Annotated in this window: 24 protein-coding genes; 5 read left to right on the top strand and 19 right to left on the bottom strand. The window is 63.6% G+C overall.

The window, feature by feature from the left end; all coding sequences use genetic code 11:
* Nucleotides 1-14: 14 nt before the first annotated feature.
* The 7 genes from NKJ01_RS11505 to NKJ01_RS11475 form a co-directional block, all read right to left on the bottom strand.
* Nucleotides 15-380 carry an MmcQ/YjbR family DNA-binding protein gene (locus NKJ01_RS11505; protein WP_352727999.1) on the bottom strand — a complete coding sequence of 122 codons (366 nt, stop codon included), beginning with the start codon at nucleotides 378-380 and terminating at the stop codon, nucleotides 15-17.
* 58 nt (nucleotides 381-438) lie between these two features.
* On the bottom strand, nucleotides 439-3,045 hold the full coding sequence (gene clpB / locus NKJ01_RS11500; RefSeq protein ID WP_352727997.1) for an ATP-dependent chaperone ClpB: 2,607 nt from the start codon (nucleotides 3,043-3,045) through the stop codon (nucleotides 439-441).
* Between the two features lie 221 nt (nucleotides 3,046-3,266).
* Nucleotides 3,267-4,229, bottom strand: coding sequence for a DUF4167 domain-containing protein (locus tag NKJ01_RS11495; RefSeq protein WP_352727995.1), 963 nt, complete (start codon nucleotides 4,227-4,229; stop codon nucleotides 3,267-3,269).
* 302 nt (nucleotides 4,230-4,531) lie between these two features.
* Nucleotides 4,532-5,410 (bottom strand): peptide chain release factor N(5)-glutamine methyltransferase, encoded by an 879-nt coding sequence (gene prmC, locus NKJ01_RS11490; protein WP_352727993.1) that lies wholly within the window; start codon nucleotides 5,408-5,410, stop codon nucleotides 4,532-4,534.
* On the bottom strand, nucleotides 5,403-6,482 hold the full coding sequence (gene prfA / locus NKJ01_RS11485) for a peptide chain release factor 1 (protein WP_352727991.1): 1,080 nt from the start codon (nucleotides 6,480-6,482) through the stop codon (nucleotides 5,403-5,405). The genes prmC and prfA overlap by 8 nt, the downstream gene beginning before the upstream one ends.
* A gap of 10 nt (nucleotides 6,483-6,492) precedes the next feature.
* Nucleotides 6,493-8,763, bottom strand: coding sequence for a phosphoenolpyruvate--protein phosphotransferase (gene ptsP, locus NKJ01_RS11480; protein WP_023757177.1), 2,271 nt, complete (start codon nucleotides 8,761-8,763; stop codon nucleotides 6,493-6,495).
* A gap of 83 nt (nucleotides 8,764-8,846) precedes the next feature.
* On the bottom strand, nucleotides 8,847-10,100 hold the full coding sequence (locus NKJ01_RS11475; protein WP_023757178.1) for an aspartate kinase: 1,254 nt from the start codon (nucleotides 10,098-10,100) through the stop codon (nucleotides 8,847-8,849).
* 259 nt (nucleotides 10,101-10,359) lie between these two features.
* Between NKJ01_RS11475 and NKJ01_RS11470 the strand changes: the two genes are divergently transcribed.
* Nucleotides 10,360-12,201: a CHASE3 domain-containing protein gene (locus NKJ01_RS11470; RefSeq protein ID WP_352728017.1), complete on the top strand. Its 1,842-nt coding sequence runs from the start codon at nucleotides 10,360-10,362 to the stop codon at nucleotides 12,199-12,201.
* 26 nt (nucleotides 12,202-12,227) lie between these two features.
* Here the strand turns inward: NKJ01_RS11470 and NKJ01_RS11465 are convergent, their stop codons facing one another.
* Complete coding sequence (locus NKJ01_RS11465; RefSeq protein ID WP_352727989.1) at nucleotides 12,228-12,818, bottom strand: putative glycolipid-binding domain-containing protein; 591 nt, start codon at nucleotides 12,816-12,818, stop codon at nucleotides 12,228-12,230.
* A gap of 149 nt (nucleotides 12,819-12,967) precedes the next feature.
* Between NKJ01_RS11465 and ubiG the strand changes: the two genes are divergently transcribed.
* On the top strand, nucleotides 12,968-13,717 hold the full coding sequence (ubiG, locus tag NKJ01_RS11460) for a bifunctional 2-polyprenyl-6-hydroxyphenol methylase/3-demethylubiquinol 3-O-methyltransferase UbiG (RefSeq protein WP_352727987.1): 750 nt from the start codon (nucleotides 12,968-12,970) through the stop codon (nucleotides 13,715-13,717).
* 108 nt (nucleotides 13,718-13,825) lie between these two features.
* Here the strand turns inward: ubiG and NKJ01_RS11455 are convergent, their stop codons facing one another.
* A complete protein-coding gene (locus NKJ01_RS11455; protein ID WP_352727985.1) occupies nucleotides 13,826-14,740 on the bottom strand; it encodes a DMT family transporter in 915 nt (304 codons plus the stop codon).
* A 97-nt stretch (nucleotides 14,741-14,837) separates the two neighbouring features.
* Here NKJ01_RS11455 and NKJ01_RS11450 point away from each other — a divergent pair, with 97 nt between their 5' ends.
* Complete coding sequence (locus tag NKJ01_RS11450) at nucleotides 14,838-15,323, top strand: MarR family winged helix-turn-helix transcriptional regulator (protein WP_352728015.1); 486 nt, start codon at nucleotides 14,838-14,840, stop codon at nucleotides 15,321-15,323.
* 4 nt (nucleotides 15,324-15,327) lie between these two features.
* Here the strand turns inward: NKJ01_RS11450 and NKJ01_RS11445 are convergent, their stop codons facing one another.
* The 4 genes from NKJ01_RS11445 to NKJ01_RS11430 are packed head-to-tail and all read right to left on the bottom strand — an operon-like array spanning nucleotide 15,328 to nucleotide 17,722.
* Nucleotides 15,328-15,753, bottom strand: a complete 426-nt coding sequence (locus NKJ01_RS11445; RefSeq protein ID WP_352727983.1) for a DUF1178 family protein — start codon at nucleotides 15,751-15,753, stop codon at nucleotides 15,328-15,330.
* Nucleotides 15,750-16,613 carry a carbon-nitrogen hydrolase family protein gene (locus tag NKJ01_RS11440; RefSeq protein ID WP_352727981.1) on the bottom strand — a complete coding sequence of 288 codons (864 nt, stop codon included), beginning with the start codon at nucleotides 16,611-16,613 and terminating at the stop codon, nucleotides 15,750-15,752. Before NKJ01_RS11440 ends, NKJ01_RS11445 begins: the two co-directional genes overlap by 4 nt.
* Before the next feature lie 11 nt (nucleotides 16,614-16,624).
* Nucleotides 16,625-16,894 carry a glutaredoxin 3 gene (gene grxC / locus NKJ01_RS11435; protein ID WP_023757186.1) on the bottom strand — a complete coding sequence of 90 codons (270 nt, stop codon included), beginning with the start codon at nucleotides 16,892-16,894 and terminating at the stop codon, nucleotides 16,625-16,627.
* A gap of 27 nt (nucleotides 16,895-16,921) precedes the next feature.
* Nucleotides 16,922-17,722 carry a ComF family protein gene (locus NKJ01_RS11430; protein ID WP_352727979.1) on the bottom strand — a complete coding sequence of 267 codons (801 nt, stop codon included), beginning with the start codon at nucleotides 17,720-17,722 and terminating at the stop codon, nucleotides 16,922-16,924.
* A gap of 63 nt (nucleotides 17,723-17,785) precedes the next feature.
* Here NKJ01_RS11430 and NKJ01_RS11425 point away from each other — a divergent pair, with 63 nt between their 5' ends.
* Nucleotides 17,786-18,661, top strand: a complete 876-nt coding sequence (locus tag NKJ01_RS11425; protein ID WP_352727977.1) for a methyltransferase domain-containing protein — start codon at nucleotides 17,786-17,788, stop codon at nucleotides 18,659-18,661.
* A 28-nt stretch (nucleotides 18,662-18,689) separates the two neighbouring features.
* Here the strand turns inward: NKJ01_RS11425 and NKJ01_RS11420 are convergent, their stop codons facing one another.
* From NKJ01_RS11420 to argJ, 5 genes are all read right to left on the bottom strand, one after another.
* Nucleotides 18,690-18,875, bottom strand: coding sequence for a Flp family type IVb pilin (locus tag NKJ01_RS11420; RefSeq protein ID WP_023757189.1), 186 nt, complete (start codon nucleotides 18,873-18,875; stop codon nucleotides 18,690-18,692).
* Between the two features lie 109 nt (nucleotides 18,876-18,984).
* A complete protein-coding gene (locus tag NKJ01_RS11415) occupies nucleotides 18,985-19,299 on the bottom strand; it encodes a hypothetical protein (protein WP_023757190.1) in 315 nt (104 codons plus the stop codon).
* Between the two features lie 129 nt (nucleotides 19,300-19,428).
* A complete protein-coding gene (locus NKJ01_RS11410; protein ID WP_023757191.1) occupies nucleotides 19,429-19,851 on the bottom strand; it encodes a (deoxy)nucleoside triphosphate pyrophosphohydrolase in 423 nt (140 codons plus the stop codon).
* Nucleotides 19,852-19,874: 23 nt separating this feature from the next.
* On the bottom strand, nucleotides 19,875-20,627 hold the full coding sequence (locus tag NKJ01_RS11405; RefSeq protein WP_352727974.1) for a GNAT family N-acetyltransferase: 753 nt from the start codon (nucleotides 20,625-20,627) through the stop codon (nucleotides 19,875-19,877).
* Nucleotides 20,628-20,656: 29 nt separating this feature from the next.
* Entirely contained in the window at nucleotides 20,657-21,898 is a 1,242-nt protein-coding gene (argJ, locus tag NKJ01_RS11400; protein WP_352727972.1) for a bifunctional glutamate N-acetyltransferase/amino-acid acetyltransferase ArgJ, read from the bottom strand.
* A 498-nt stretch (nucleotides 21,899-22,396) separates the two neighbouring features.
* Here argJ and NKJ01_RS11395 point away from each other — a divergent pair, with 498 nt between their 5' ends.
* Nucleotides 22,397-22,996, top strand: coding sequence for a TetR/AcrR family transcriptional regulator (locus tag NKJ01_RS11395; protein ID WP_352727970.1), 600 nt, complete (start codon nucleotides 22,397-22,399; stop codon nucleotides 22,994-22,996).
* Nucleotides 22,997-23,072: 76 nt separating this feature from the next.
* Here NKJ01_RS11395 and NKJ01_RS11390 read toward each other — a convergent pair whose 3' ends face one another.
* Complete coding sequence (locus NKJ01_RS11390; RefSeq protein WP_352727968.1) at nucleotides 23,073-23,984, bottom strand: peptidylprolyl isomerase; 912 nt, start codon at nucleotides 23,982-23,984, stop codon at nucleotides 23,073-23,075.
* Nucleotides 23,985-24,123 lie beyond the last annotated feature (139 nt).

Genomic DNA, 24,123 nt, shown 5'->3' with positions numbered 1-24,123 from the left:
TCGGCGAATATTATCTAGCTTGCGGCAAGACCCAATTCCTTGCGCGCCTGCTTGGTCAGCTTCAGGGCGACAAGACGATGGCTCTCGCGCAGATAGTCCTTCAGCGCACTATCATCCATGCTCTGGCTTGTCTGACGCTGGATCCATGTCATGCCGCGCGACGCAAGATAGGGCGCGGGCCGCAGACCCGGCCGCTCCTTGAGCACATCATAGGCGATATCGGAGCATTTGAAGGTCACGAAGAGTTGGCCACCCTGGCCCCAGCCGCCGATCGCAAAGACCTTGGCGCCGACCTTCCAGACATGGGCACCGCCCCACTGGACGACATGGGTCGCCGACGGCAAGGAAGCGCAGAAGTCGTTATAGTCGTCCAGCGTCATCCCCGCCCCCGTTTATATGAAAAAAGCCGCGCGTCCAGGATGAACGCGCGGCGTTGGATCAGGCTGCCGCTTCCGCCGCGACGATCGTCGGCTTCGAGCGGAAGTTCAGCCGGTCTGAACCGGCTGTCACCTTGACGGTCGAGCCGTCGAGAATGTCGCCAAGCAGGACCTTCTCCGCCAGAGGATCCTGCAACTCCTTCTGCATCACTCGCTTCAGCGGCCGCGCGCCATAGGCCGGGTCGTAACCCTTGGCTGCCAGCCAGTCGATCGCCTCCTGATCCAGCGACAGCGTGATCTTGCGGTCGACAAGCAGGCTCTCCAACCGCTTGAGCTGGATCTCGACGATGCGGCCCATATCCTGCCGGCGCAGCCGGTGGAACAGGATCACCTCGTCGACGCGGTTGAGGAACTCCGGCCGGAACGATGCCCTGACGACATTCATCACCTCGTCGCGAACCACATCGACATCCTGGTCCTCGCCGAGATTGACGAGATATTCAGCACCGAGGTTCGAGGTCATGATGATCAGCGTGTTGCGGAAGTCGACGGTGCGGCCCTGGCCATCGGTCAGGCGGCCGTCGTCGAGCACCTGCAACAGCACGTTGAAGACATCGGGATGTGCCTTTTCGATCTCGTCGAACAGCACGACCTGATAAGGCCGCCGCCGCACCGCTTCGGTCAGCGCGCCGCCTTCCTCATAGCCGACATAGCCGGGAGGCGCGCCGATCAGCCGGGCAACCGAGTGCTTCTCCATGAACTCCGACATGTCGATGCGCACCATCGCGCTTTCGTCGTCGAACAGGAAGTTCGCCAGCGCCTTGGTCAGTTCGGTCTTGCCGACACCCGTCGGTCCGAGGAACATGAACGAGCCGATCGGCCGGTTCGGATCCTGCAAGCCGGCACGCGCCCGACGCACGGCCTTCGAGACGGACTGAACCGCTTCGCCCTGGCCGACGACGCGCTTGCCGATCTCGTCTTCCATGCGCAGCAGCTTGTCGCGCTCGCCCTGCAGCATCTTGTCGACCGGAATGCCGGTCCAGCGCGAGACGATATGGGCGACGTGGTCGGGGGTGACCACCTCTTCGACCATGCCGACCTTGCCGTCCTGGGCCTCGGCCTGCTTCAGCTTCTTTTCCAGTTCCGGGATCTTGCCATAAGCCAGCTCGCCGGCGCGCTGGAACTCACCCTTGCGCTGGGCAATGGCAAGGTCGTTGCGCGCCTCGTCGAGCTGCTTCTTGAGGTCCGCGGCGAGCCCGAGCTTCTGCTTCTCGGCCTGCCACTTGGCGGTGATCTCGGTCGATTCCTCTTCGAGGCCGACGAGTTCCTTTTCCAGGCGGGCGAGCCGGTCCTTCGAGGCATCGTCCGTCTCGACCTTCAGCGCTTCGCGCTCGATCTTGAGCTGCATGATGCGGCGATCGATCTCGTCCAGTGCTTCGGGCTTGGAATCGACCTGCATGCGCAGCCGCGATGCGGCTTCGTCGACGAGGTCGATCGCCTTGTCCGGCAGGAAGCGGTCGGCGATGTAGCGGTTGGACAGCGTCGCCGCCGCCACCAGCGCCGAATCCGAGATACGCACCTTGTGGTGCTGCTCGTATTTTTCCTTCAGGCCGCGCAGGATTGAAACGGTGTCTTCCACCGTCGGCTCATCGACGAACACCGGCTGGAAGCGGCGGGCAAGGGCTGCATCTTTCTCGACATGCTTGCGGTACTCGTCGAGCGTGGTGGCGCCGACACAGTGCAGTTCACCGCGCGCAAGCGCGGGCTTCAACAAGTTCGACGCATCCATGGCGCCATCCGCCTTTCCGGCGCCGACCAGCGTATGCATCTCGTCGATGAACAGGATGATGTTGCCGCTGGCCGAGGTGACTTCGGAGAGCACGGCCTTCAGCCGCTCCTCGAACTCGCCGCGGTATTTGGCGCCGGCAATCAGCGCGCCCATGTCGAGCGCCATCAATTGCTTGTCCTTCAGCGATTCCGGCACGTCGCCATTGACGATGCGCAGCGCCAGGCCTTCGGCGATCGCTGTCTTGCCGACGCCCGGTTCACCGATCAGCACCGGATTGTTCTTGGTGCGGCGCGACAGCACCTGGATGGTGCGTCGGATCTCGTCGTCACGGCCAATCACGGGATCGAGCTTGCCGGCACGCCCATCAGCGGTCAGGTCGCGCGCATATTTCTTCAGCGCGTCGTAGCCCTGTTCGGCACTCGCTGAATCGGCGGTGCGGCCCTTGCGGACGTCGTTGATGACCTGGTTGAGCGCCTGCGCGGTGACGCTGGCCTTGGCCAGGATGTCGGCGGTCTTGGCCGATTTCTCCATGGCGAGCGCCTGCAGCAGCCGCTCGACGGTGACAAAACTGTCGCCGGCCTTCTTGGCCAGTTCCTCGGCGGTCGAGAACACTTTTGCCAGCGGCTGCGCCAGATAGAGCTGACCGTTGCCGCCCTCAACCTTGGGCATCGCCTCGAGCGCCGTCTCGACGCCAAGCTTGACGTCGCGGACGTTGCCGCCGGCGCGCTCGATCAGCGATGCGACCAGGCCCTCGTCATCGTCGACGAGCACCTTCAGGATGTGTTCAGGCGTGAACTGCTGGTGGTTGCGGGAGAGCGCCATGGTCTGCGCGGACTGGATGAAGCCGCGCACGCGCTCGGAGTATTTCTCAAGGTTCATATCTGTCTCCTTCCATCACCGGCCCGCTTTGCGGCACCGGATCAGATTGCGGTGACGAATCCGCCCATTCGAGCCGGATCCTGTTCAGCCGAGATATGGTGCGTAGGCCATGCTGTCTCAAGACGCCTTGATGTCGGTCAACGCATAATATGCCATCGCGGCACAAAACAAAAACGGCGGAGATTTCTCCCCGCCGCCCAATGTGTTGAAATGTCGTTCGATTAGTTGTCGATGTCGACAATGGCCGGTTCGGCGTTGCCGCTGTCGGCCGGGGCCGCAGTCACCTCGCCGCCTTCGGCACTGTCGCCACCGCCTTCGACCTGATTGGCGTTGACGCGCGGACGGCGCGGACGCCTCGGGCGACGGGCAGCACCGCTTTCGGCAGCCGCCTCATTGAGCTCGGCCCGGGCGGCAAGACCCGCCGGCGAAAGGTTCTCGAACAACGGAGCAGGTTCGGCCGCCGCAATGGACTCGGTCGGCGAAGCGGTTTCGGCCTGAACCGGAGCCTCGTTGCTCCGGGGCTGACCACCTTGCTCGGCGGACGATGAATAATCCCGCTGACCGTAACCGCCATTGGGGCGACGATCGCGATGGCGTGCGCCACTGTTGTCGCGGCCACCACTGTTGCGCCCGCTATTGTCACGCCCGCTATTATCACGCCCGCTATTGTCACGCCCGCTATTGTCACGATTGTCGCGGCTACCTTCCCGGTTGAGTGCAACCTCGGCCGGCATGCCTTCGATGACCGGCTGCGGGCCGGCGCCATGGTTGATCACCGGCACCTGGGCATCGGAAACGGTATTGCTGTTGTTGCTGGCATTGTCGAAATCGTCGCGATCCTCGTCGCCGTCATCGTCGAAATCATCGCGATTCTGCTGCGTGTTCTGGATCGGCATCTGCGCCTGCGCGGCCGCGATGATGCGATTGTAATGTTCGGCGTGCTGGAGATAATTCTCCGCCATGACCCGATCGCCGGAGCTTTGCGCGTCGCGGGCAAGGGTGGCGTATTTTTCGGCGATCTGCTGAGCCGAACCGCGGATCTTGACGTCCGGGCCATTGCTCTCGTAGTTGCGCGTCAGGGGGTTCGGCCCCTTGCGGTTGTTGTTGTTATTGTTGTTATTGTTGCTGCCGCCGCCATTGTTGTTGCGACCGCGCATGCGCCTGTTCTGCTGTTGTGGCCTCATCAAACTCTCTTCATCTTGAAATTTTCGAAAACTCTTCACGAACGGAGGCGCTCATGCAGCCAGCCGCTTCGTCTCTTCACCGGCGTTCGCCCGCATCAATTGCGTTGGCGCCACGTGCCATCCTGTTCCGGTTACATCACTTGCCGGACGATTCCCGCACGAAGCTTGGGCATCGTTTGCGCAAGAAGGCAGCTATTTCCAAGGAAAACCGAATCGCTAAGAGCACTGCCTGCTTCGTCTCATCCGGTTAAGGCGACCCTAGCCGCATTCCCCGGCATTGCCAAGCGCTTTTTTGCACTGCATCAAGGCTTTATCCTTTCAAAGACAAGAACCCTGTCGTTTCCGCCAAGATCCCGAAAAGCACCACCCGGCACGTAGCCGGCAACTGTGAATGTCTTCGAGACTTGATCGTGCTGCGTGTGGCCGATCTCGACCGCAATCCTGCCTTCAGTTTCCAAAAACCTCGCCGCCTCCGCGGCGATGATCCTATAGGGGTTCAGACCATCCGCGCCGCCATCCAAGGCCAAGCGCGGGTCGAAATTGCGGACTTCGTCCTGCAGATTTCCTATGTCTTCAGAGGGTATATAGGGAGGGTTTGCGGCAATTACATGGTACCGGCCCGAAACTTTTTCAAACCAGTCCGACTGGAGCGCTGTGAACCGCCTTGCAAGGCCCAACTGCCCGGCATTGCGGGTCGCCGTCGCCAGCGCGCCCGCGGACAGATCGACACCGGTGGCCGTAGCTGTCGGCACGGCGCTGAGCAGCGCCAGCGCAATGGCGCCGGTGCCGGTGCCAAGATCGAGGATCCGGCATACGCCCTCCCGCGCCGCGATTGCCTTGACGAAGGGCAACACCGCCTCGACCAGCGTTTCGGTATCCGGCCGCGGCTCCAGCGTTTCCGGCGACAGCGACAGGCGCAAACCGTAGAATTCACGATAGCCAAGGATGCGGTGCACCGGCTCACCGCCGGCGCGGCGCCGCAAGGCGGCGTCGATTTCGACAACAATATCAGCGTCGACCTTGCGTTCGGGGTCCGCGATGGCTTGCGTACGCGTGGTGCCGGAAAAATGCTCGACGATCAGCCGCGCATCGAGCGCCGGATCATTGGTAGCGGCAGCGGCAAGCCGAGCCTGCGCTTCCCGCAGCAGCGGCCCGAGCGTCTCGGGCAGTTGATCAGCCATCGATGCCGATGTCGGCAAGCAGCTTCGACTGGTGATCGGCGATCAGCGCGTTGATGATCTCGTCGAGCTCGCCCATCATCACCCGGTCGAGCTTGTAGAGCGTCAGGTTGATGCGATGGTCGGTGACTCGGCCTTGCGGGAAATTATAGGTGCGGATGCGTTCCGAGCGGTCGCCCGAACCGACCTGCGACTTGCGCGATTCGGAACGCTCCTCGTCAGCCTTGCCGCGCCCCAGGTCATAGAGCCGGGCGCGCAGGATCTGCATGGCCTTCGCCCGATTCTGATGCTGCGACTTCTCCGCCTGCACCACCATGATGCCGGTCGGCAAATGAGTGATGCGAACGGCCGAATCGGTGGTGTTGACGTGCTGGCCGCCTGAACCCGAGGCGCGCATCGTGTCGATGCGGATGTCTTCGGCCCTGATGTCGATGTCGACCTCTTCGGCTTCCGGCAGCACTGCGACGGTTGCCGCCGACGTGTGGATGCGCCCGCTCGCCTCGGTCGCCGGCACGCGCTGCACGCGGTGCACGCCGGATTCGAATTTCAGATGCGCAAAGACGCCCTTGCCCGACACCGTGGCGATGATTTCCTTGTAGCCGCCGGCATCGCCTTCACTGGCCGAAGCCGTCTCGAAACGCCAGCCACGTTCGGCAGCGTAGCGCTCATACATGCGAAACAGATCGCCGGCGAAAAGGGCGGCCTCATCGCCGCCGGTTCCGGCACGAATTTCGAGAATGGCGTTCTTGTCGTCGGCGGCATCCTTGGGCAACAGCAGGATCTGGATGTCCCTCTGCAGCGCCTCGATGCGTTCCTCGACCTCCGGCAGGTCGGCCTCGGCAAGCGCCCGCATCTCGGCATCGGTGCCCTTGTCGGCAAGCATGGCTTTGAGGTCGGCCTGCTCATGCTCGGCCAAGCGCAGTGCCCTGACCTTGGCCACCATGTTCTGGATGTCGGCATATTCGGACGCCATCCGTACATAGGCATCCGGCGCCGGGCCAGCCGACATCTGCGCTTCGAGCATCTCGAAACGCTTGACGACTTGATCCATACGATCGCGGGGCAGGTTGACCATGATGAGGCTGCTACAATGGAATCGAACGGTCGTCGGCAAAGGCCTGCAGCAGCGCCCGCATCGGCAACCCCTGCGCCGGCGCCATCAGATTGTCGTCGAAGAACGCCTCCAGCTCATCCAGCGGCAGTTCCGTCAGCATCGCCTTGACCGGGCCGATCGAGGCCGGCGACATCGAGATGGAGCGGAAGCCGAGGCCGATCAACGCCATCGCCGAGATAGGTTTTCCGGCGAGTTCGCCGCACAGGGTCACCGGCGTGTGGTTGCGGACGCCGGCATCGGCGATCTGCTTGAGCACCCGCAGGAACGGCGCCGACAGCGTGTCGAAACGGTTGGCCAATTGCGTGTTGCCGCGGTCGACGGCCATGACGAACTGGAACAGGTCGTTCGAACCGACCGAGACGAAATCGACGGCCTTCATCAATTCGTCGAGCTGGAACAAAAGCGACGGCACTTCCAGCATGGCGCCCAGCTTGAGGCTGGTCGGCAAATGATGGGCAAAACGCGACAGATGCCGCACCTCGCGATCGATGATCTCGCGCGCCTGGGCGATCTCGCCGAGTTCGGTCACCATCGGCAGCATCAGCTTCAATTCGCGCCCGCCGCTGGCCTTGAGCAAGGCGCGGATCTGGGTGCGCAGCAAGCCCGGCCGATCCAGCGTCAGGCGGATCGCCCGCCAGCCGAGCGCCGGATTCTCCTCCTGGATAGAGCCCTTGAAGTAGGGCAGCACCTTGTCGCCGCCAATATCGATGGTGCGGAAGGTAACCGGCTTGCCGCGCGCTGCCTCAAGCACGTCGCGGTAAAGCTTTTCCTGGGCCTCGGCCCGGGGAAATGTCGAGGCGACCATGAATTGCAATTCGGTGCGAAACAGGCCGATACCGGCCGCACCCGCCTCGGCGAGCTGCGGCAGGTCGACCGCAAGACCGGCGTTCATCAGCAGGTCGACCTGGACGCCGTCCTTGGTCGTCGACGGCTTCTTGCGCAGCTCGCGATAGACCTCTTGCCGGCGCGCCCGGAAACGCACCTTTTCGGCATAGGCGGCTTCGAGATCGGCCTGCGGCCGCAAATGGATCACGCCCTCTTCGCCATCGACTATGATGGCGTCGCCGTTTTCCGCCATGGAAACGGCGCCCTTCATCTGGCCGGCGACAGGGATGCCCATGGCACGCGCGACGATGACGACGTGACTGGTCGCGGCACCGTCCTCGAGCACCAGCCCGCGCATCTTGTCCCGGGGATAATCGAGCAGTTCGGCGGCCCCCATCGAACGGGCAACGATGATGGCGTCCTTCGGCAGCGATGCGGCGACATCCTCCGGCCCACGTCCCATCAGCTGGCGCAGCAGCCGGTTGGCGAGGTCGTCGAAGTCGCTCATCCGTTCGCGCAGATACGGATCGGTCATGTGCAGCATGCGGGCGCGCATGTCGCTCTGCACCTTTTCCACGGCAGCCTCGGCCGTCAGGCCGTTGCGGATCGCCTCCTCAAGCCGCCGCACCCAGCCGCGGTCGTTGGCGAACATGCGATAGGCTTCCAGAACCTGGCGATGCTCGCCCTCGAAGGCAACATCGCGGCGCTCCAGCATGTCGTCGATGGACAGCCTGAGCGAGCCGAGCGAGGTTTCGAGCCGGCGGACCTCTTCCTCGCTGTCCTCGTTGAACAGATTGGTGACGACGATGCGCGGCTCGTGCAGCACGACATGGCCAAGCCCGACGCCGTCATTGAAGGACAGGCCGGTGAAGCTGACCGGGCGGCGCAGATCGAGTTCGAGACCGGGCCTGGTCAGCCGCGCCAGATCGCCGGTGGCGATCATCTCGGCGATCACCATGGCGGTGGTTTCCAGCGCCTCGACCTCATCGTCGCGATAGTGACGCATGGTCTTGTTCTGCACCACAAGCACGCCCAATGTGCGCCCTGCCCGCAGCACCGGCACGCCGAGGAAGGAATTGTAGATCTCCTCCCCGGTCTCCGGCAGATAGGCGAAGGCCGGGTGTTCCTGCGCATTCGAGAGATTAAGCGGCCGCGCGCTGGCCGCGATCGTGCCGACCAGGCCCTGTCCCAATCGCAACTGCGCCAGATGGACGGCGTTCGGGTTCAAGCCCTCGGTGGCGTAGAGTTCGAGCACCGAATCGGAGCGCAGCACATAGAGCGAGCAGACTTCGGCGACCATATTGGAGGCGATGTCGCGCACGATCCGGTCAAGCCGCTCCTGCGGCTCCAGCGGCTCCTGCATGAGCTCGCGGAGCCGTTTCAGCAAAACGCGCGGGCCACTGGCCTGATCACGCATCGCGGCTTGTTCTCCAATGGGCATTCTGCCCGCCACAGTTTCCACTGCGACCGGCGCACACGCAACAACTCAAATCGTTCTCGCTACTGCTTATCCAGACCGTAGACGGAATGCAAAGTGCGAACCGCAAGTTCGGTGTACGGACCGTCGATCAGGATCGAAATCTTGATCTCCGAAGTCGTGATGGCACGGATGTTGATCGACTTGTCGGCCAGCGCCTTGAAAGCGGTGGCGGCGACGCCGGCATGGCTCCTCATGCCTATGCCGATGACCGAAACTTTCGACATGCCGGCTTCCGACTGCACGACATCGTAGCCTATCGACGCCTTGAGGCGCTCCAGCACGGCCAGCGCCTTGTCGACATCGCCCGACGGCACGGTGAATGTCATGTCGGTAGACTTTCCGTCCTCGGATATGTTCTGGACGATCATGTCGACATTGATGTTGGCCTCGGCCAGCGGCCCGAAGATGCCGGCGGCAACGCCCGGCCGGTCGCCGACCCGGCGCAGCGAAATCTGCGCCTCGTCCTTGGCATAGGCAATTCCGGTGACGACCTGTTGTTCCACGATCTCTTCCTCGTCGCAAATGAGCGTTCCGGGCGGATTGAGCAAATCCCCCATTCCGGGCGCATTGGGATCGTCGAAGGACGACCGCACGAAGGTACGCACCCTGTGCACCATGGCAAGCTCGACCGAACGCACCTGCAGAACCTTGGCACCGAGCGAGGCCATTTCAAGCATTTCCTCGAACGATATCTTGGCCAGACGCCGCGCCTTGGGCTCGATGCGCGGGTCGGTGGTGTAGACCCCGTCGACATCGGTGTAGATGTCGCAACGATCGGCCTTGACCGCCGCCGCAATGGCGACCGCGCTGGTGTCGGAGCCGCCGCGGCCAAGCGTGGAGATGCGATTGTCTGGACCGATGCCCTGGAATCCGGCGATCACCGCCACCTGGCCCTCGCCGAAGCGTTTGATCAGGAACGCACCATCGATGTCGAGGATGCGCGCCGCGCCATGCGCATTATCGGTCTTGATCGGGATCTGCCAGCCCTGCCAGGAGCGTGCATGCACGCCCATGTTCTGCAAGGTGATTGCCAGAAGGCCGGCAGTGACCTGTTCGCCGGAAGCGACGACCGCGTCATATTCGCGTGCGTCGTGCATCGGCGAGGCCTCGCGCGTCCAGCCGACCAGTTCGTTGGTCTTGCCGGACATCGCCGAAACGACCACCGCCACCTCATGTCCGGCGTCGACCTCGCGTTTGACATGACGCGCCACGTTGCGGATGCGGGCGATGTCGGCGACGGAGGTTCCGCCGAATTTCATCACGATGCGCGCCATGGAAGCGAAATGCCTTTGACTGAAGCCGGATCCAGCCAAAAAAAGCGGGAATCCCGAAAAGTGGAAGGCCGGCTGACGCCGGCCGCTGAATGCGCGGCCTCCTTAGCCAAATGATGAAGGTTTCGCAAGGCTGGCGGCGGATTGCCGCCTTCAAGAAGACGACATATTGCGTTCCGCCCCGCTGCCGCTTACGAAATACCGCCCAGGGGGAACTCCTTTTGGTTCAGCATTGCAGATGATTACTCGTCTTCGGCGTGCCATGCGGTGGCAATCGCTCCCGCTCATCATCGGCTTCGCGGTGTTGGCGCTGATCGTCGGTAGCCGTGCCATGCTGGTCGAGGGCCAGAGGGCTAATCGCGCAGCCGCGCGCGAAGCAATCGAGTATCAGGAATTGCTTTCGGAGCTGCTTTCGCTGGCGCAAGACGCGGAGGGCGGTCAGCGCGGCTACCTTCTGACCGGCGAGAAATCCTATCTCGAACCCTATCGGCAAGCCGTCGGCGCAATTCCCGAGCAACTTGCGCATATCGAAGGCATGACCGCCCCCGACGACCAGGTCGTCCAGCAAATCAACCACATCAAGGAGGCGCTTTCGCAAAAGCAGGCCGAAATGGCCGAGACGATTGCGCTGTATGACCAAGGCAATGCGACAAAGGCGCTGGATCTGGTCCGCAGCGGCCAGGGCAAGGCCGCCATGGACGAAATCCGGACAAGCATGGATGCGATCCGACGCATCAGCGCCGCCGCCCTCGCTGCGCGCGACAGCCATACCGACCAGGTCGAGGCCTGGCTGCGCATCGGTTCGCTGGCGGCGCTGCTGGCGATCTTCCTGCTTGCCGCCTACACGATCAGGCAATCGCGTCGCCGCTTTCACGACGTGGTCATCGTCCAAGAGGAACTGATGCGCAAGAACATCGCGCTCGGCCATGAGATCCAGACGCGCGAAAAGGCCGAATCCCAGATACGCCAGATGCAGAAGATGGAGGCAGTCGGCCAACTGACGGGCGGTATCGCCCACGATTTCAACAACATGCTGGCTGTGATCATCAGTGCCATGAACCTCGCCCAGCGCAAGCTGGCGCGCGGCGAACACGACATCGAAAAATTCATCGAAGCGGCGGTCGACGCAGCGACCCGTGCCGCCAATCTGACGGCCCGGCTGCTCGCCTTCTCGCGTCAGCAGCCACTGGCGCCGCAGATCGTCGACGCCAACCGGCTGCTGACCGGAATGTCGGACCTGATCCGGCGGGCACTCGGCGAAGCCATCCGCATCGAAACCGTGCTGGCGGGCGGCTTGTGGAGGATCCATGCCGACCCGAGCCAGATCGAGAACGCCATTCTCAACCTCGCCGTCAATGCACGCGACGCCATGGGAGATGGCGGCAAGCTGACCATCGAAACCGCCAACAGCCATCTCGACGACAACTACGCCGCCGCACATGCCGATGTCGAGGCCGGCCAGTATGTGATGATCGCCGTCAGCGACACCGGTTCGGGCATGGCCCCCGAAATCATAGCCAGGGCCTTCGAGCCCTTTTTCACCACCAAGCCGGTCAACAAGGGCACCGGCCTGGGATTGAGCCAGGTATTCGGTTTCGTCAAACAGTCTGGTGGCCACGTCAAGATCTATTCCGAACCCGGCGAAGGCACGACGGTCAAGGTATACTTGCCGCGATTCTTCGACCCGCAGGGACCTGTCGTGCCGGGCGGGCGCGGAGAGAATCCCGCCGCACCGGTCACCGAAACGATCCTTGTCGTCGAGGACGATGCCGGCGTGCGCGCCTCCACCACGGATGCCTTGCGCGAACTCGGCTACGCCGTCATCGACGCCGCGAGTGGCCAGGAAGCGTTGCAGAAGCTGGCGGAAAACCCCGGCATCGCACTTCTGTTCACCGATATCGTCATGCCCGTGATGAACGGCCGCAAGCTGGCGCAAGAGGCGGTCGCGCGCATGCCGCGGCTGAAGGTGATCTTCACCACCGGCTTCACCAGGAATGCCGTGGTCCACAATGGCGTGCTCGACCATGACGTGCATTTCCTGGCCAAGCCCTTCACCATCGAGCAGTTGGCGACGAAACTGCGCGACGTGCTGGACACGAAATAGGCCGCATCGGAACGACCTTGATCGCTTCAGCCTGATGCAGCCGAGCTTGCCCACAGGCCGGGATAATCGACTACGAACCCGCACGGCGAAACCTGAAGGACCCCGTCATAGCCGAACATGGGCGCGACGTAGGCGTAGCGAGCCTCATCGAGACGGCGGTAACTCTGTTCGAGGCGCGCCAGCTTGAGCTCCGGAAAGGTCAGGTAGGCGGCGGGGGCGGGCGTCGCCTCGCCGATGCCGAGATCGAACTGGCGGATCGCCAACAGGTTCGATGCCGGCGTGAACCCGAGGTCGACGTCGGCGAGGCCGGCGACATCGCGCTGGACTTCGCCGTTCAGCGTCCAGCGGCCATCCGAACCGCGTTCGATCGCATAATGCAGCTCGCGCGTGCCCAGAAAGCCGTCGACCTGCGCCGCCCGTGTCCTCCAGCCGGCATCGCAATCCAGCTTGTAGGCAAGGCAGCACGGCTGGCCGTCCTGGATGAAGATGGCCTGCCCCTCGAGGCTGTGCCCGCCGTCGTTCGGCGAAAGCAGGCAGGCGTCGTGGCCCTCCAGGTCCAGCCGGCGCCAGAGGATCGAAGCCGTTTCCTCTTTCATCGTCATCTCCTCGAACTTCAACCCTGTCCTCTTTTCGCCCGACGGGCCAATTGTGTTTCGATGAGGTGCCCGACAGGTGACAGAACCTGTCGCTTCGACTGCATCGAAAAATGCTGCCTTGACATTCGCGGTCTCACGCCCGACTTCCTAGCGTTCGAGGAGACCAATCTATGCCAGAGCCCCGACGATCGACGATCGATGCCGGAGAGGTGGAACGCTTTTCCGCCCTTGCCGCCGAATGGTGGAACCCGAACGGCAAGTTCCGTCCGCTGCACAAATTCAATCCGGTCCGGCTGTCCTATATCCGTGACCAGATAGCGACGCGCTTTGGCCGTGATCCACGCGCTGCGAGGCCTTTCGAGGGTCTGCGCATCCTCGACATCGGCTGCGGCGGCGGCCTGTTATGCGAGCCGATGGCGCGGCTTGGCGCCGAAGTCGTTGGCGCAGATGCCTCCGAAACAAACATCGAAGTGGCGAAGCTGCACGCGGCCGAGGTCAATGTCAGCGTCGACTATCGCGCCACGACGGCCGAAGACCTTGCCGGCGCCGGTGAGAAATTCGACGTCATCCTCAACATGGAAGTGGTCGAGCATGTCGCCGACATCGACCTGTTTGTCGCCAAATGCGGCGAGATGGTCCGGCCGGGCGGCATCATGTTCGTGGCCACTATCAACCGCACGCTGAAGGCGCTCGGTCTGGCCATCATCGGCGCCGAATACGTGCTGCGCTGGTTGCCGCGCGGCACCCACCAATTCGGCAAGCTGGTGCGCCCGGAAGAGCTTGAGAAGGCACTTGGCAGCGCTGGCCTCACCGTCATCGACCGCACCGGAGTCAGCTACAATCCGCTCGCCGACCGTTGGGCGCGCTCGAAGGACATGGACGTCAACTACATGGTGCTGGCGGAAAAAAGCTCGGTCTGACCCTATTCGGAATCGAGCCGCCGAGCCGCCGCGCCAATAGATCGCCTTGGGCGGCTCGGCCGACACGTGATGGCGAAGACAGCGAAACCGGCTGAGGCGCGAAGGCGCTCACGCCGCCTGGCTTTGCGCCTTCGTGCTGAACTGATTTTGTGCACTGGTGGTGATGAAAACGCCGGCCGTGATGATGACCGCGCCCGCCCAGGTCAGCAGCTGATACTGTTCGCCGAGGAAGATCGTGCCGGCAAACAAGCCGACCGCCGCCGCCACGTAGCCGATCTGGCTGAGGTAGACCGGACCGCCGACCGCCTGCAGCCGGAAAAAGAAGGCGAACATCGCCGACGCCGACGCAGCCTGCGCGATGACCACCATCGGCACGCCGCTCAGGGGAGCGAAGGCCTTGACGCCGAACAGAGCCAGAATGCCGACAAGCAGTATCGTCGCCGATGCTAGGTGGCTGCCGACGGCAAGCTCGATGGGGCCGGTGCCCTGGGGCCAGTCGGCCGTGCGGTAGATGTTGCCGGCGGCAAGGCTGAACGGGATGAGCAGCCCCATCACCACCCAGAACAAATCGGCCGGCTCGCCGGCCTCGCCGCGCGTCACCGCCACCATGACGGCGCCGACAAAGCCGACGGCAATGCCGACGATGCCCAGCATGTTCGGGCGCCGGACACGCAGCAGGATCGAGAACACCAGCGTGATGACCGGCGACAGGGTGAACATGATGCCGGTATAGCCTGCACCAAGATGCGGAATGGCCGAGAACATCAGGAGATTGGGCACGGCATAGGACACCGCCGCGGTGACGAAGAAATAGCGCAGTTTGTGCGCCGTGAGCCGGACGCGCTGGCCGCGTAGCAGCAAGGAGCACAACAGCACGCCGCCGGCGCCAAACGAGATGACGAAAGCCCAGACCATGGCCGGCACGCCGGCAGCCGTGGCGAGCTTGCCGAACGGCAGCGTCAGGCCGAGCAAACCGCCGGTGACGACCAGCAGTCCGAGCGCCGAATCCCAGAGAAATTTCATCATCGAACCCTGTTGCGAGCGGCCCTTGGCCGGCATTGCATCTTGCGATAAGATAATGGAAAGATTCTTAACGTCAAGATACATGATGGTGAGACAGTTGGACAGGGCGGCTAGGGCAATCGAGCAATGGAAGCGTGAGCGTCCCGACCTGGATGTCTCGCCGATGGCCGTGCTCGGGCGGCTGAACGAGGCCGCCTCGCTGATCGCCCGCGAGCACCTCGGTCCGTTGTTTGCCCGCTATGGATTGCAGTCCGGGGAATTCGACGTGCTGGCGACGCTGCGCCGCTCTGGCTCTCCTTACGCGCTGACGCCGACCGCCCTCTATGAAGCAACCATGGTGACGTCCGGCGCCATGACCAACAGGCTCGACCGGCTCGAAACGTCCGGATTGATCCTGCGCGCGCCGCATCCCAACGATCGGCGCGGCATCGTCGTGCGGTTGACTGAAAAGGGTCTCGCTTTGATCGACGAAGCAGTTACCGCCCACGTTGCCAACGAGCACAAGATTCTGGCGAGCCTGACGCAGGCAGAAAAGGAAACGCTCTCTCGGCTGCTTGAAAAGCTGATCGGCAGCGTCAGCTAGCCGCTCAGTTGCGGTCGTCCGGGAATACCGGGATCGGCATGAACTCGACGCCGTCCTCGGCCAGGCTCTTGGCCTCGTCCAGCGTCGCCTCGCCGTAGATGCCGCGCGGGTCGCTTTCGCCGAAATGGATTTTTCGGGCTTCCTCGGCGAATTTGTCGCCGACATAGTCGGCATTCTCGCGCACCTTCTCGGCCATCGCCTTCAGCTGCGCCAAAGCCTGCTTCTGCGCCTCGCCCATGGCGAGCGCGATCGTTTCCTGCTTGCGCGCCGTGGAGACGGCCGGCGCCATCAGCGCCTTCTGCACCTTGTGCGAGCCGCAGCTCGGGCAATCGACAAAGCCGCGCTTCTTCTGGGTGTCGAAATCTTCGTTGCTGCGAAACCAGCCTTCGAATTCGTGCTCATGCTCGCAGATCAGGGAAAAACGGATCAAGAGGCTGCACCCCTGAGACGCGGCGCCTCGCCCGAGCCGTTGACGGCAAAATCCCGCGCATTTTTCAAATTGGGGATCTTCTTGCGCGCGGCAAGCGACTGCGCCGGGTCGATTTCGGCGACGATCACTGCCGGATCATCATGTGCGGCTTCCGCGATGATACGGCCCCACGGATCGACGATCAGCGAATGGCCATAGGTCTCACGGCCGTCTTCATGCAAGCCGCCTTGTGCAGCGGCGACGACATAGGCGCCGTTCTCGATGGCGCGCGCCCTGAGCAGCACGTGCCAGTGCGCCTCACCGGTCTGGCGGGTGAAGGCGGCAGGTACGGAAAGCAGGTCGGCGCCGGCCAGTGCCTCGGCGCGGAACAATTGCGGAAAGCGCAAATCGTAGCAGACCGCGAAACCCAGTTTCGCGCCCTCGATCTCGGCTACGACAGCCTCGGTCCCCGGCTCATAGGCAGAGGATTCGCGCCAGCTCTCGCCATTGTCGAGATCGACGTCGAACATGTGGATCTTGTCGTAGGTGGCGAGCGTGGCGCCATCCGGGCCAAACAGCAGCGCCCGGTTGGCGAGCTTGCCGTCGGCGCGCGCGATGGCGGTCGAGCCGATATGCAGGAAGACGCCGAGCTCCTTGGCAAGTCTGCGCGCGGTCGAGACGACGACATCCTTGTCCTCGGACGTGAAGGACGCGGCGCGGGCTTGCCTGTCGCGGATCAGCGCGCCGGTCATCTCCGGCGTCTGGATGTAAGTCGCACCTTGGCCAGCAGCCTCACGCACCAGCCGCTCGAGATCGACGGCGTTGCGCTCGGGGCTTTCGCCTGAACGCATCTGGATTGCAGCCGCCTTGAAAACACCCATCGCCATCTTCCTCAATTCGTCGCGCCGTTGGCGAGCAGTTTGTCCAGCCGGCCTTCGGCTTCCAGCTCGTGGAGGTCGTCGCAACCGCCGACATGCGTGTCGCCGACGAAAATCTGCGGAAAGGTCGAGCGGCCACGGGCGCGGGAGATCATCTCCTGGCGCAGTTCCGGCGAGAACGAGGCATCATGCTCGGTGAAGGCGACGCCTTTGCGCTCCAGCAGCCGCTTGGCTGCCGTGCAATAGCCGCACATCATGCGGGTGTAGATGGTGACTTCGGCCATGACGAATTTCCGCTGTTCGTTGCCGACTTATATAGTCACGGACTCGTCCGCCCGGAAGTCCCCCGGCAACACACGCGCGAAGGTCAGCACGTCGACGGCGGCCGCACCTCCCCTTTTGAGCGCCTTGGTGGCGGAACGCACGGTGGCGCCGGTGGTGTAGACATCGTCGATCAAAAGCACTCGGCGGCCGGCGATTTCGATTTCCGCCTCGGCGGGCACGCGAAAGGCGGCCCGCACATTCTCCTCGCGCTCGCTGCGCTCCAGCCCAACCTGCTGCCGGGTGAGTTTTACGCGCCGCACCGCCGAGGGCGCGAACGGCAATTGACTGAGCACCGAAACCGCCCTTGCCAATTCCGCCGACTGATTGAACCTTCGCCTGAAAAAGCGCCGCCAGTGCAGCGGTACCGGCACCACCACATCCGCCTGCGCGATGAGATCGGCACCGGCGCGCACCATCCAACGTGCCATCCATGGCGCGAGATCGGTGCGATCCTGGTATTTCAGCCCCTGCACCATCTGGCGGGCGACGCCGGAATAGGCGACCGCTGCCCGCGCCCGCTCGAAAGGCGGCGGATCGGCAATGGCCTCGGCGGACAGAAAGCCCTCGCCCATATGGTGGGTGAACGGCGTGCCCATCACCGGGCACCATGGCCGCTCCAGCAGCCTGAGCTTCGGCCAGCAGGCGCCGCACAGCACGCCGGGCTGCGAGACATGCCGCCGGCAACCGGCGCAGACCGGCGGAAACAGGATGCGCGCCGGCCAGCCGAGAGCCGATCGGGCGAAGCTGCGGATCTCGACGGACTTGATCTTGGGCATCGGATCGGCCACGTGGTTGGTCCTGCGATCACTATATCAACGATCTATAGGCCTGGACAAACAAGGATCTGCCCGTTGCAGCCGATAATCGATACCTCTCTGTGGCTGGCGCACAAGCGGCGCGCGCTTGCCCATCCGGTTGACGGCGCGGACTTCCTCATGCGCCGCACGGCCGAGGACCTTGCCGACCGTCTTGGTGCCGTCGAGCGCCGGTTCGGCAAGGCGGCCGTGCTGTTTTGCCAGACACCGGCTGCAGCCGAAATGCTCGCCCAAAGCGGCAAGGTCGCCGACATTGTCCGCGTCGAGACGGATAGGACGTTCCTGAACGGTGGCGGCGCCGGCATGATCGCACCGCTCGAAACCGTGCCGTTCGAGGCGGAGAGCCTCGATCTGGCGGTCTCGCTTCTGTCGCTGCAGGCGATGAACGACATTCCCGGCATGCTGATCCAGATCCGCCGCGCATTGCGGCCGGACGGGCTTTTCCTCGGCGCCTTTGCCGGCGCCGGCACGCTTTTCGAGTTACGCGAAAGCCTGCTTGCGGCAGAGACCGAGCTTTATGGCGGCGCCAGCCCGCGTGTCATCCCGTTCACCGACGTGCGCGAGGCCGGTGCGCTTCTGCAGCGCGCCGGTCTCGCCCTGCCGGTCGCCGATGTCGAGACGGTGACGGTGCGCTATGCCAGCCTGTTCAACCTGATGGCGGATTTGCGGGCCATGGGCGAGACCAATGCGCTCACCGATCGCAGCCGGCGGCCGGGTTCGCGCGCGCTGTTTGCCCGCGCGGCGGAAATCTACGCCGAGCGGTTTTCCGACCCCGACGGCCGCGTGAGGGCTAGTTTCTCGATTGTCTGGATGTCCGGCTGGGCGCCCGACGCATCGCAGCAAAAACCGCTGAAGCCAGGTTCGGCCAAGGTTTCGCTGAAGGCGATCCTAGAGGCGCCAGACGGGCAATGATCCTGCCCGCAATCGCGGAAGAATTGGATCAGGGTGTGGGTGCGAAAGCGTTCGCAAGCCTGCTGCTGTTGTCGCTGAACAGCCAGATGATCCCGTCGCGGACCTGACCGATGCCGCCGACGATGGCCAGCGACAGCACCGCGATGATCACGCCATATTCGACGGCCGTGGCGCCCGTCTCGTCTTTCAGAAAACGCAGCAGCACTGCTTTCATGGCCTGAACCCCTCTCGTCCGGACCTTACCGCCGACCTGTTAAGAAAGGTTAACGGCAAAGGCTTAACAGGCGGTGAAACAGCCGCGTTCGCGAAAAGTCTTAACCATCTCAGCAATCGCCGCTGCTTCTGCCATTGGACCTGATGATGCAGACCGAACCGGGCTGCGGCTGCAGCACGCTGCGGCGCAGCGTATAGGTTTCGCGATGGCTCAGCGAGCCGGTGGCCGTCATGTCGAGCCCGGCAAGACCGTCGCGGGCAGACAGCGGGCGTGTCTGGTTGTCGAGGAAAGAGGTCGCGATCAGTGCCAGCGCCACCGCGGCCGAACCGAACAGCAGCGTGATGCGCAATATCCCCATGCCCGCGTCGGCGGCGCGAAAGCCGCGCTCGGGCCGGATCGAGTCCCAATCCCTGTCTAGGCTCATGCTATCGCTCCCCAGCAAATCGGCGGCGCGACCGTGAAACGGCCATGCTTCAATTTTTCACGATGAGATAAATCTTCCATTAACGCTGGCTGATACGAGGGCTCGACCGGCAATCGGACGGCAGCGCGCTCAAAGAAGATCGATGAGGAACGGGATCAGCGGCGCATCGGCCGGCGGCATCGGATAGTCGCGCATCTGCTTCGGCCGCACCCATTTCAGCGCCTGCCCTTCCCTCGGCTGGGCAATGCCGCGAAAGCGGCGGCAGATGAAAAGCGGCATCAACAGGTGGAAATCGTCGTAGGAATGGCTGGCGAAGGTGAGCGGCGCCAGGCACGGAATGTCGGTTTCGACGCCGATTTCCTCGTGCAGTTCGCGAATGATGCATTGTTCGGGCGTCTCGCCGGGCTCGACCTTGCCACCGGGAAATTCCCACAGCCCGGCAAGTTGCTTGCCCTCGGGCCGCTGCGCCAAAAGCACGCGCCCGTCGGCATCGACCAGCGCGCAGGCGGCGACCAGGAGCATGCGCTTGCCGGCGATCATCACGTCACTCATGGCCAACTTCACCCATGCCACCTTCACCCATAAACAGGCGGCCGGCGGTAGTGGTAGCGATAGACTTCGTCGAAGCCGAGCGAATGGTAGAGCGCCAGCGCCGGCACATTGCCAGCCTCGACCTGCAGCCAGGCTTCCCGCGCGCCACGCAACCGTGCCCACTTCAGCGCCGACAGGATCAGGTTGCGGCCGTGGCCCTTGTTGCGCGCCGACTTGTCGGTGGCGACCTCGAACAGGCCGGCCAGATCGCCGTCATGCACGCAGATAAGTGTTGCCAGCGGCTCGGTTCCATCTTCGAGCGCGAACAGGCCGGCCTCGGGCTGGATGGCACCGATGATCTCCGACAGCCCAGGCCGCAGCGAAACATCCGAACCGCTGACCTTGAGCGAGGCGCCGATGAAGCGGCTGATGTCCTTCAGCGGAATCTGGTCCATGGCAGCGTCGAGTTGCGCGTCGGCCAGCGGCAGCCGCATCACTAGCGACTCGTCGAACCGGCTCCAGCCTTGCTTATCGAGATGGCTGGCGAGATCGGGACCCGACAGCGGCGACATGCGAAACGTCAGCGGCCTGCCATAGGCATCGAAACGGCGGCTGGCCCGGCCGATGCGGTCGGCAATGTGCTGGGTGTCGCCGGGATCGAGCGGGTTGACCGAGTTCAGCCGCTTGGCCGGATGGCCGGCGGTCAGCCGCACCACCCAGGTGCCGTCATAGTGGACGGCCGCTGCAGGCCATGCGCGAAAGCCGGCCGCCTCGTAGCGGCGTACGATCGCGAGCATGCTTGCCGGATGCCTGGATCCCAAAACCATCAGCTCCGATAATCGCCATTGATGGCGACATATTCCTTGGTGAGATCGCAGGTCCACACCGTCGCCTTGCCGCGGCCGATGCCGATATCGGCGCGGATGCGGATATCGTCGCGCTTCATGTAGGCCGAAATCGCCTGCTCGGAATAGGAGGGATCGCGCTCGCCTTCATGCGCCAGCCTGTTGTCGCCGAACCAGATCGACAGCCGGTCGCGATCGGCGGGCTCGCCGGCCTTGCCGACGGCCATGACGACGCGGCCCCAATTGGCGTCCTCGCCGGCGACCGCCGTCTTGACCAGCGGCGAATTGGCGATCGACAGTGCGATGCGCTTGGCCGAGCGCGCCGATTTGGCGCCGGTGACGGTGACTTCGACTTGCTTGCGGGCGCCCTCGCCGTCGCGCACCACTTGCAGCGCCAGCGATTTCAGCACCTTGCCGAGCGCCCGGCGGAACGCTCCAAGGCGGGCATCCTTGGGATCGGTTATATCAGGCGCGCCGCGCTTGGCGGCCTTGCCGGTGGCGAAAATCAGCAGCGTATCGCTGGTCGAGGTGTCGCTGTCGACGGTGACCGCGTTGAAGGTCTTCGCCGTGCCGCGCGACAACAGGTCCTGCAAAACAGGGGCGGCGATCGGCGCGTCGGTGGCGACGAAGGAGAGCATCGTTGCCATGTCGGGCGCGATCATGCCGGCGCCCTTGGAGATGCCGTTGATGGTGACGCTGGTGTCGCCGAGCTTGACAGTCGCGGTCGCCACTTTCGGATAGGTATCCGTGGTCATGATCGCCTTGGCCGCTTCGGTCCACAGGTCGGGCTTGCCGTTGCTGACCAGCCCCGCGAGCAGATGGCTGAATTTGCTGGTGTCGAGCGGCTCGCCGATGACGCCTGTCGACGCCAGGAAAACCTCGCTTGCCTTGCAGCCCGCCGCCTTGGCCGCCGCCTCGCCTGTCAGTGCGGTCGATTCGCGGCCTTTCTTGCCGGTGAAGGCGTTGGCGTTGCCGGAATTGACGACCAGCACCCGCGCCTTGCCGGGTCCGAGGTTCTGCCGGCAGAAATCGACCGGCGCCGAGGGGCACTTCGATTTCGTGAACACGCCGGCGACCGCAGTGCCTTCATCGAAGACCATGGTCAAAAGGTCGGTGCGGTTCTTGTACTTTATCCCCGCCTCGGCGGTGGCGATGCGCACCCCCTCAATGGCCGGCATCTTGGGGTATTTCTTCGGCGCAAGCGGCGAAATCGTCGTGGACATGCAAACCTCGGGCGGCAAAAATCGCAAGGGAAGGCCGGTTTGCCCGATACGACGCGCGGGCGCAAGGGCGTTGTGTCTTCGCTTTGCAGGACGGGCCAACCCGGGATTAGACTTGCATTTCAAATCTGTTGGCGTCGCCGGGAGCTATGGCGTTATGAGGTCATCGCGGGCAATGAACCAGGCAAGCGCGAACTCGAACGCAGCATCGGCGAGTTCTCCCCATCATGCTGATAGGAATTTTTTCCTTGACCCGTGAGGGCAGCTATGCTACTTTTTCAACCATGGTGCTGATTGCGCCCGTGACCCGCCGCACAGGCGGGTTTTTGCTTTGGGGCTTCGCCGACCAACACGCTGGTAAAGGCTCCAAAGGAATACGTTAACGCGGGTTCATTGCCTACCGCGACCATCACCGCCGTCCAGAAGTTTGAAAACGCGGCGTTTCGTTTGAGCGCCGGGTCACCTATGCTGCCGGCAAACCTGGTGGCGAGGACGACAGAAATGGCCGAGGATGCCGATCCGGCGCGCAGATCGATCGGTGCGCGGCGCAACCCCGACAGCGCCGATGCCATTCTCGACGCTGCCGAGGCCGTGCTGGTCGAGGCCGGCTATGCCGGTTTCTCGATCGAGGCTGTGGCGCGGCGGGCCCGCGCCGGCAAACCCACCATCTACCGCTGGTGGCCGAGCAAGGCGGCATTGCTGCTCGAAGTCTACCAGCGCCAGAAGCGCGTCGATGTTCCCGATACCGGGCGGCTCGAGGAGGATCTCGTCGGCTTCGTGAACAACCTGTTCGCCCACTGGCGCGAGACATCGTCGGGCAGCGTGTTCAGGTCGCTGATCGCCGAGGCTCAGTCGGATGACATGGCGGCGGCGGCGCTCAACGACTATGCGCTGGGCCGACGGTCCCATACCGGCCAGATCGTCGAACGCGCCAAGGCAAGGGGCGAAATCCCGGCCGAAATCGATCCGGCTGTTGTCGCCGACCTGATCGCCTCCTTCGCCTGGAAGCATCTGTTGACCAACCGGCTCGACGAGGGCGAGGCGACCATACGCAAGGCAGTCGGTTACATCATGCGAGGCATAGCGGCGCCCGGAAGGTAAAATCGGCCGATGCTGGACGAAAAAGGGCGCGGCAACCCGTGGCTGCCGCGCCCCTCTTCAAAAACTCTCTGCAGGCTTACTTGGCGCTTTCCAGCGTATCGACCGCCTTCTTCAGGTTCGCGTCGGGGATTTCGACCTTGGCGCCGGCGCGCAGCGACTTGACCAGCGCGAAATACTTGTCGCGGATGACCGCCTGCTTGGCCTGGTCCTTGACGTCGTCGAAGGCCGGCGGCTGCTTGGTGCGCTTGTCCTCGAGCTTGATGACATGCCAGCCGAACTGCGACTGCACCGGCTGCTTGGTGTATTTGCCGACTTCGAGCGCGAAGGCCGCCTTGTCGAACTCCGGCACCATCTGGCCGGGTCCGAACCAGCCGAGATCGCCGCCGCTGGTCTTGCCTGAGGGATCGCTGGTGTGCTCGTTGGCGAGCTTCTGGAAATCGGCGCCGCCGTCGAGCTGCTTGATGATGGCCTCGGCCTCTTCCTTGGTCTTAACGAGGATGTGGCGGGCATGCACCTCGTTGGTGGGCGGCGTGTTGGCGATTTCCTGGTCGTAGCGGGCGCGAACCTCGGCGTCGGTGACCTTGTTGACAACGCCCTTCTCGACCATCTCGCCATGCAGCGCACGCTGCTGCAGGAAGGCCATGCGGCGCTGGAAGTCGGGATCCTTGTCGAGCCCTGTCGTGACCGCCTGGGCGGCCATGACGCGGATTTCGATGGCGGCCGAAAGAGCGGCGGCGCGGCGCTGCTCGGGCGGCAGCTGTGCAAACTGCTGCGACAGCTCGCCTTCGGCAAGCACCAGGTCGGCCTCGGTCAAGGGCTGGCCGTTGACCGTGGCGATAACCGTATTCGGATCGACCGGTGCCGCGGCCGGCGCATCCGCCGGAGCGGGAGCGGTTTGCTGCGCCATCAGCGGCGACAGCGAAAGGGCCGACAGGCCGAAGGCCAAGCCAAGGCTGGCAAGCGACGCACGGCGGAACAACAAGGACATAAGACGACTCCGGTGGGGATTGTAAGGACGGGTGGCTTCCAGATCAGCCAGATTGTGGCGGAATTTGGCGCGCCCGGCAGGCCCAGCGCGGCGTTGACATCAGTTGAGCCCCCTCTTATCTGTCCAACGACTTTGCGTC

The organism is Mesorhizobium sp. M0276 (assembly GCF_040321755.1).
Classification (GTDB): Bacteria; Pseudomonadota; Alphaproteobacteria; order Rhizobiales; family Rhizobiaceae; genus Mesorhizobium.
Note: the sequence above shows the minus strand (reverse complement) of the source record. Positions and strands in the feature narration are given on the sequence as shown.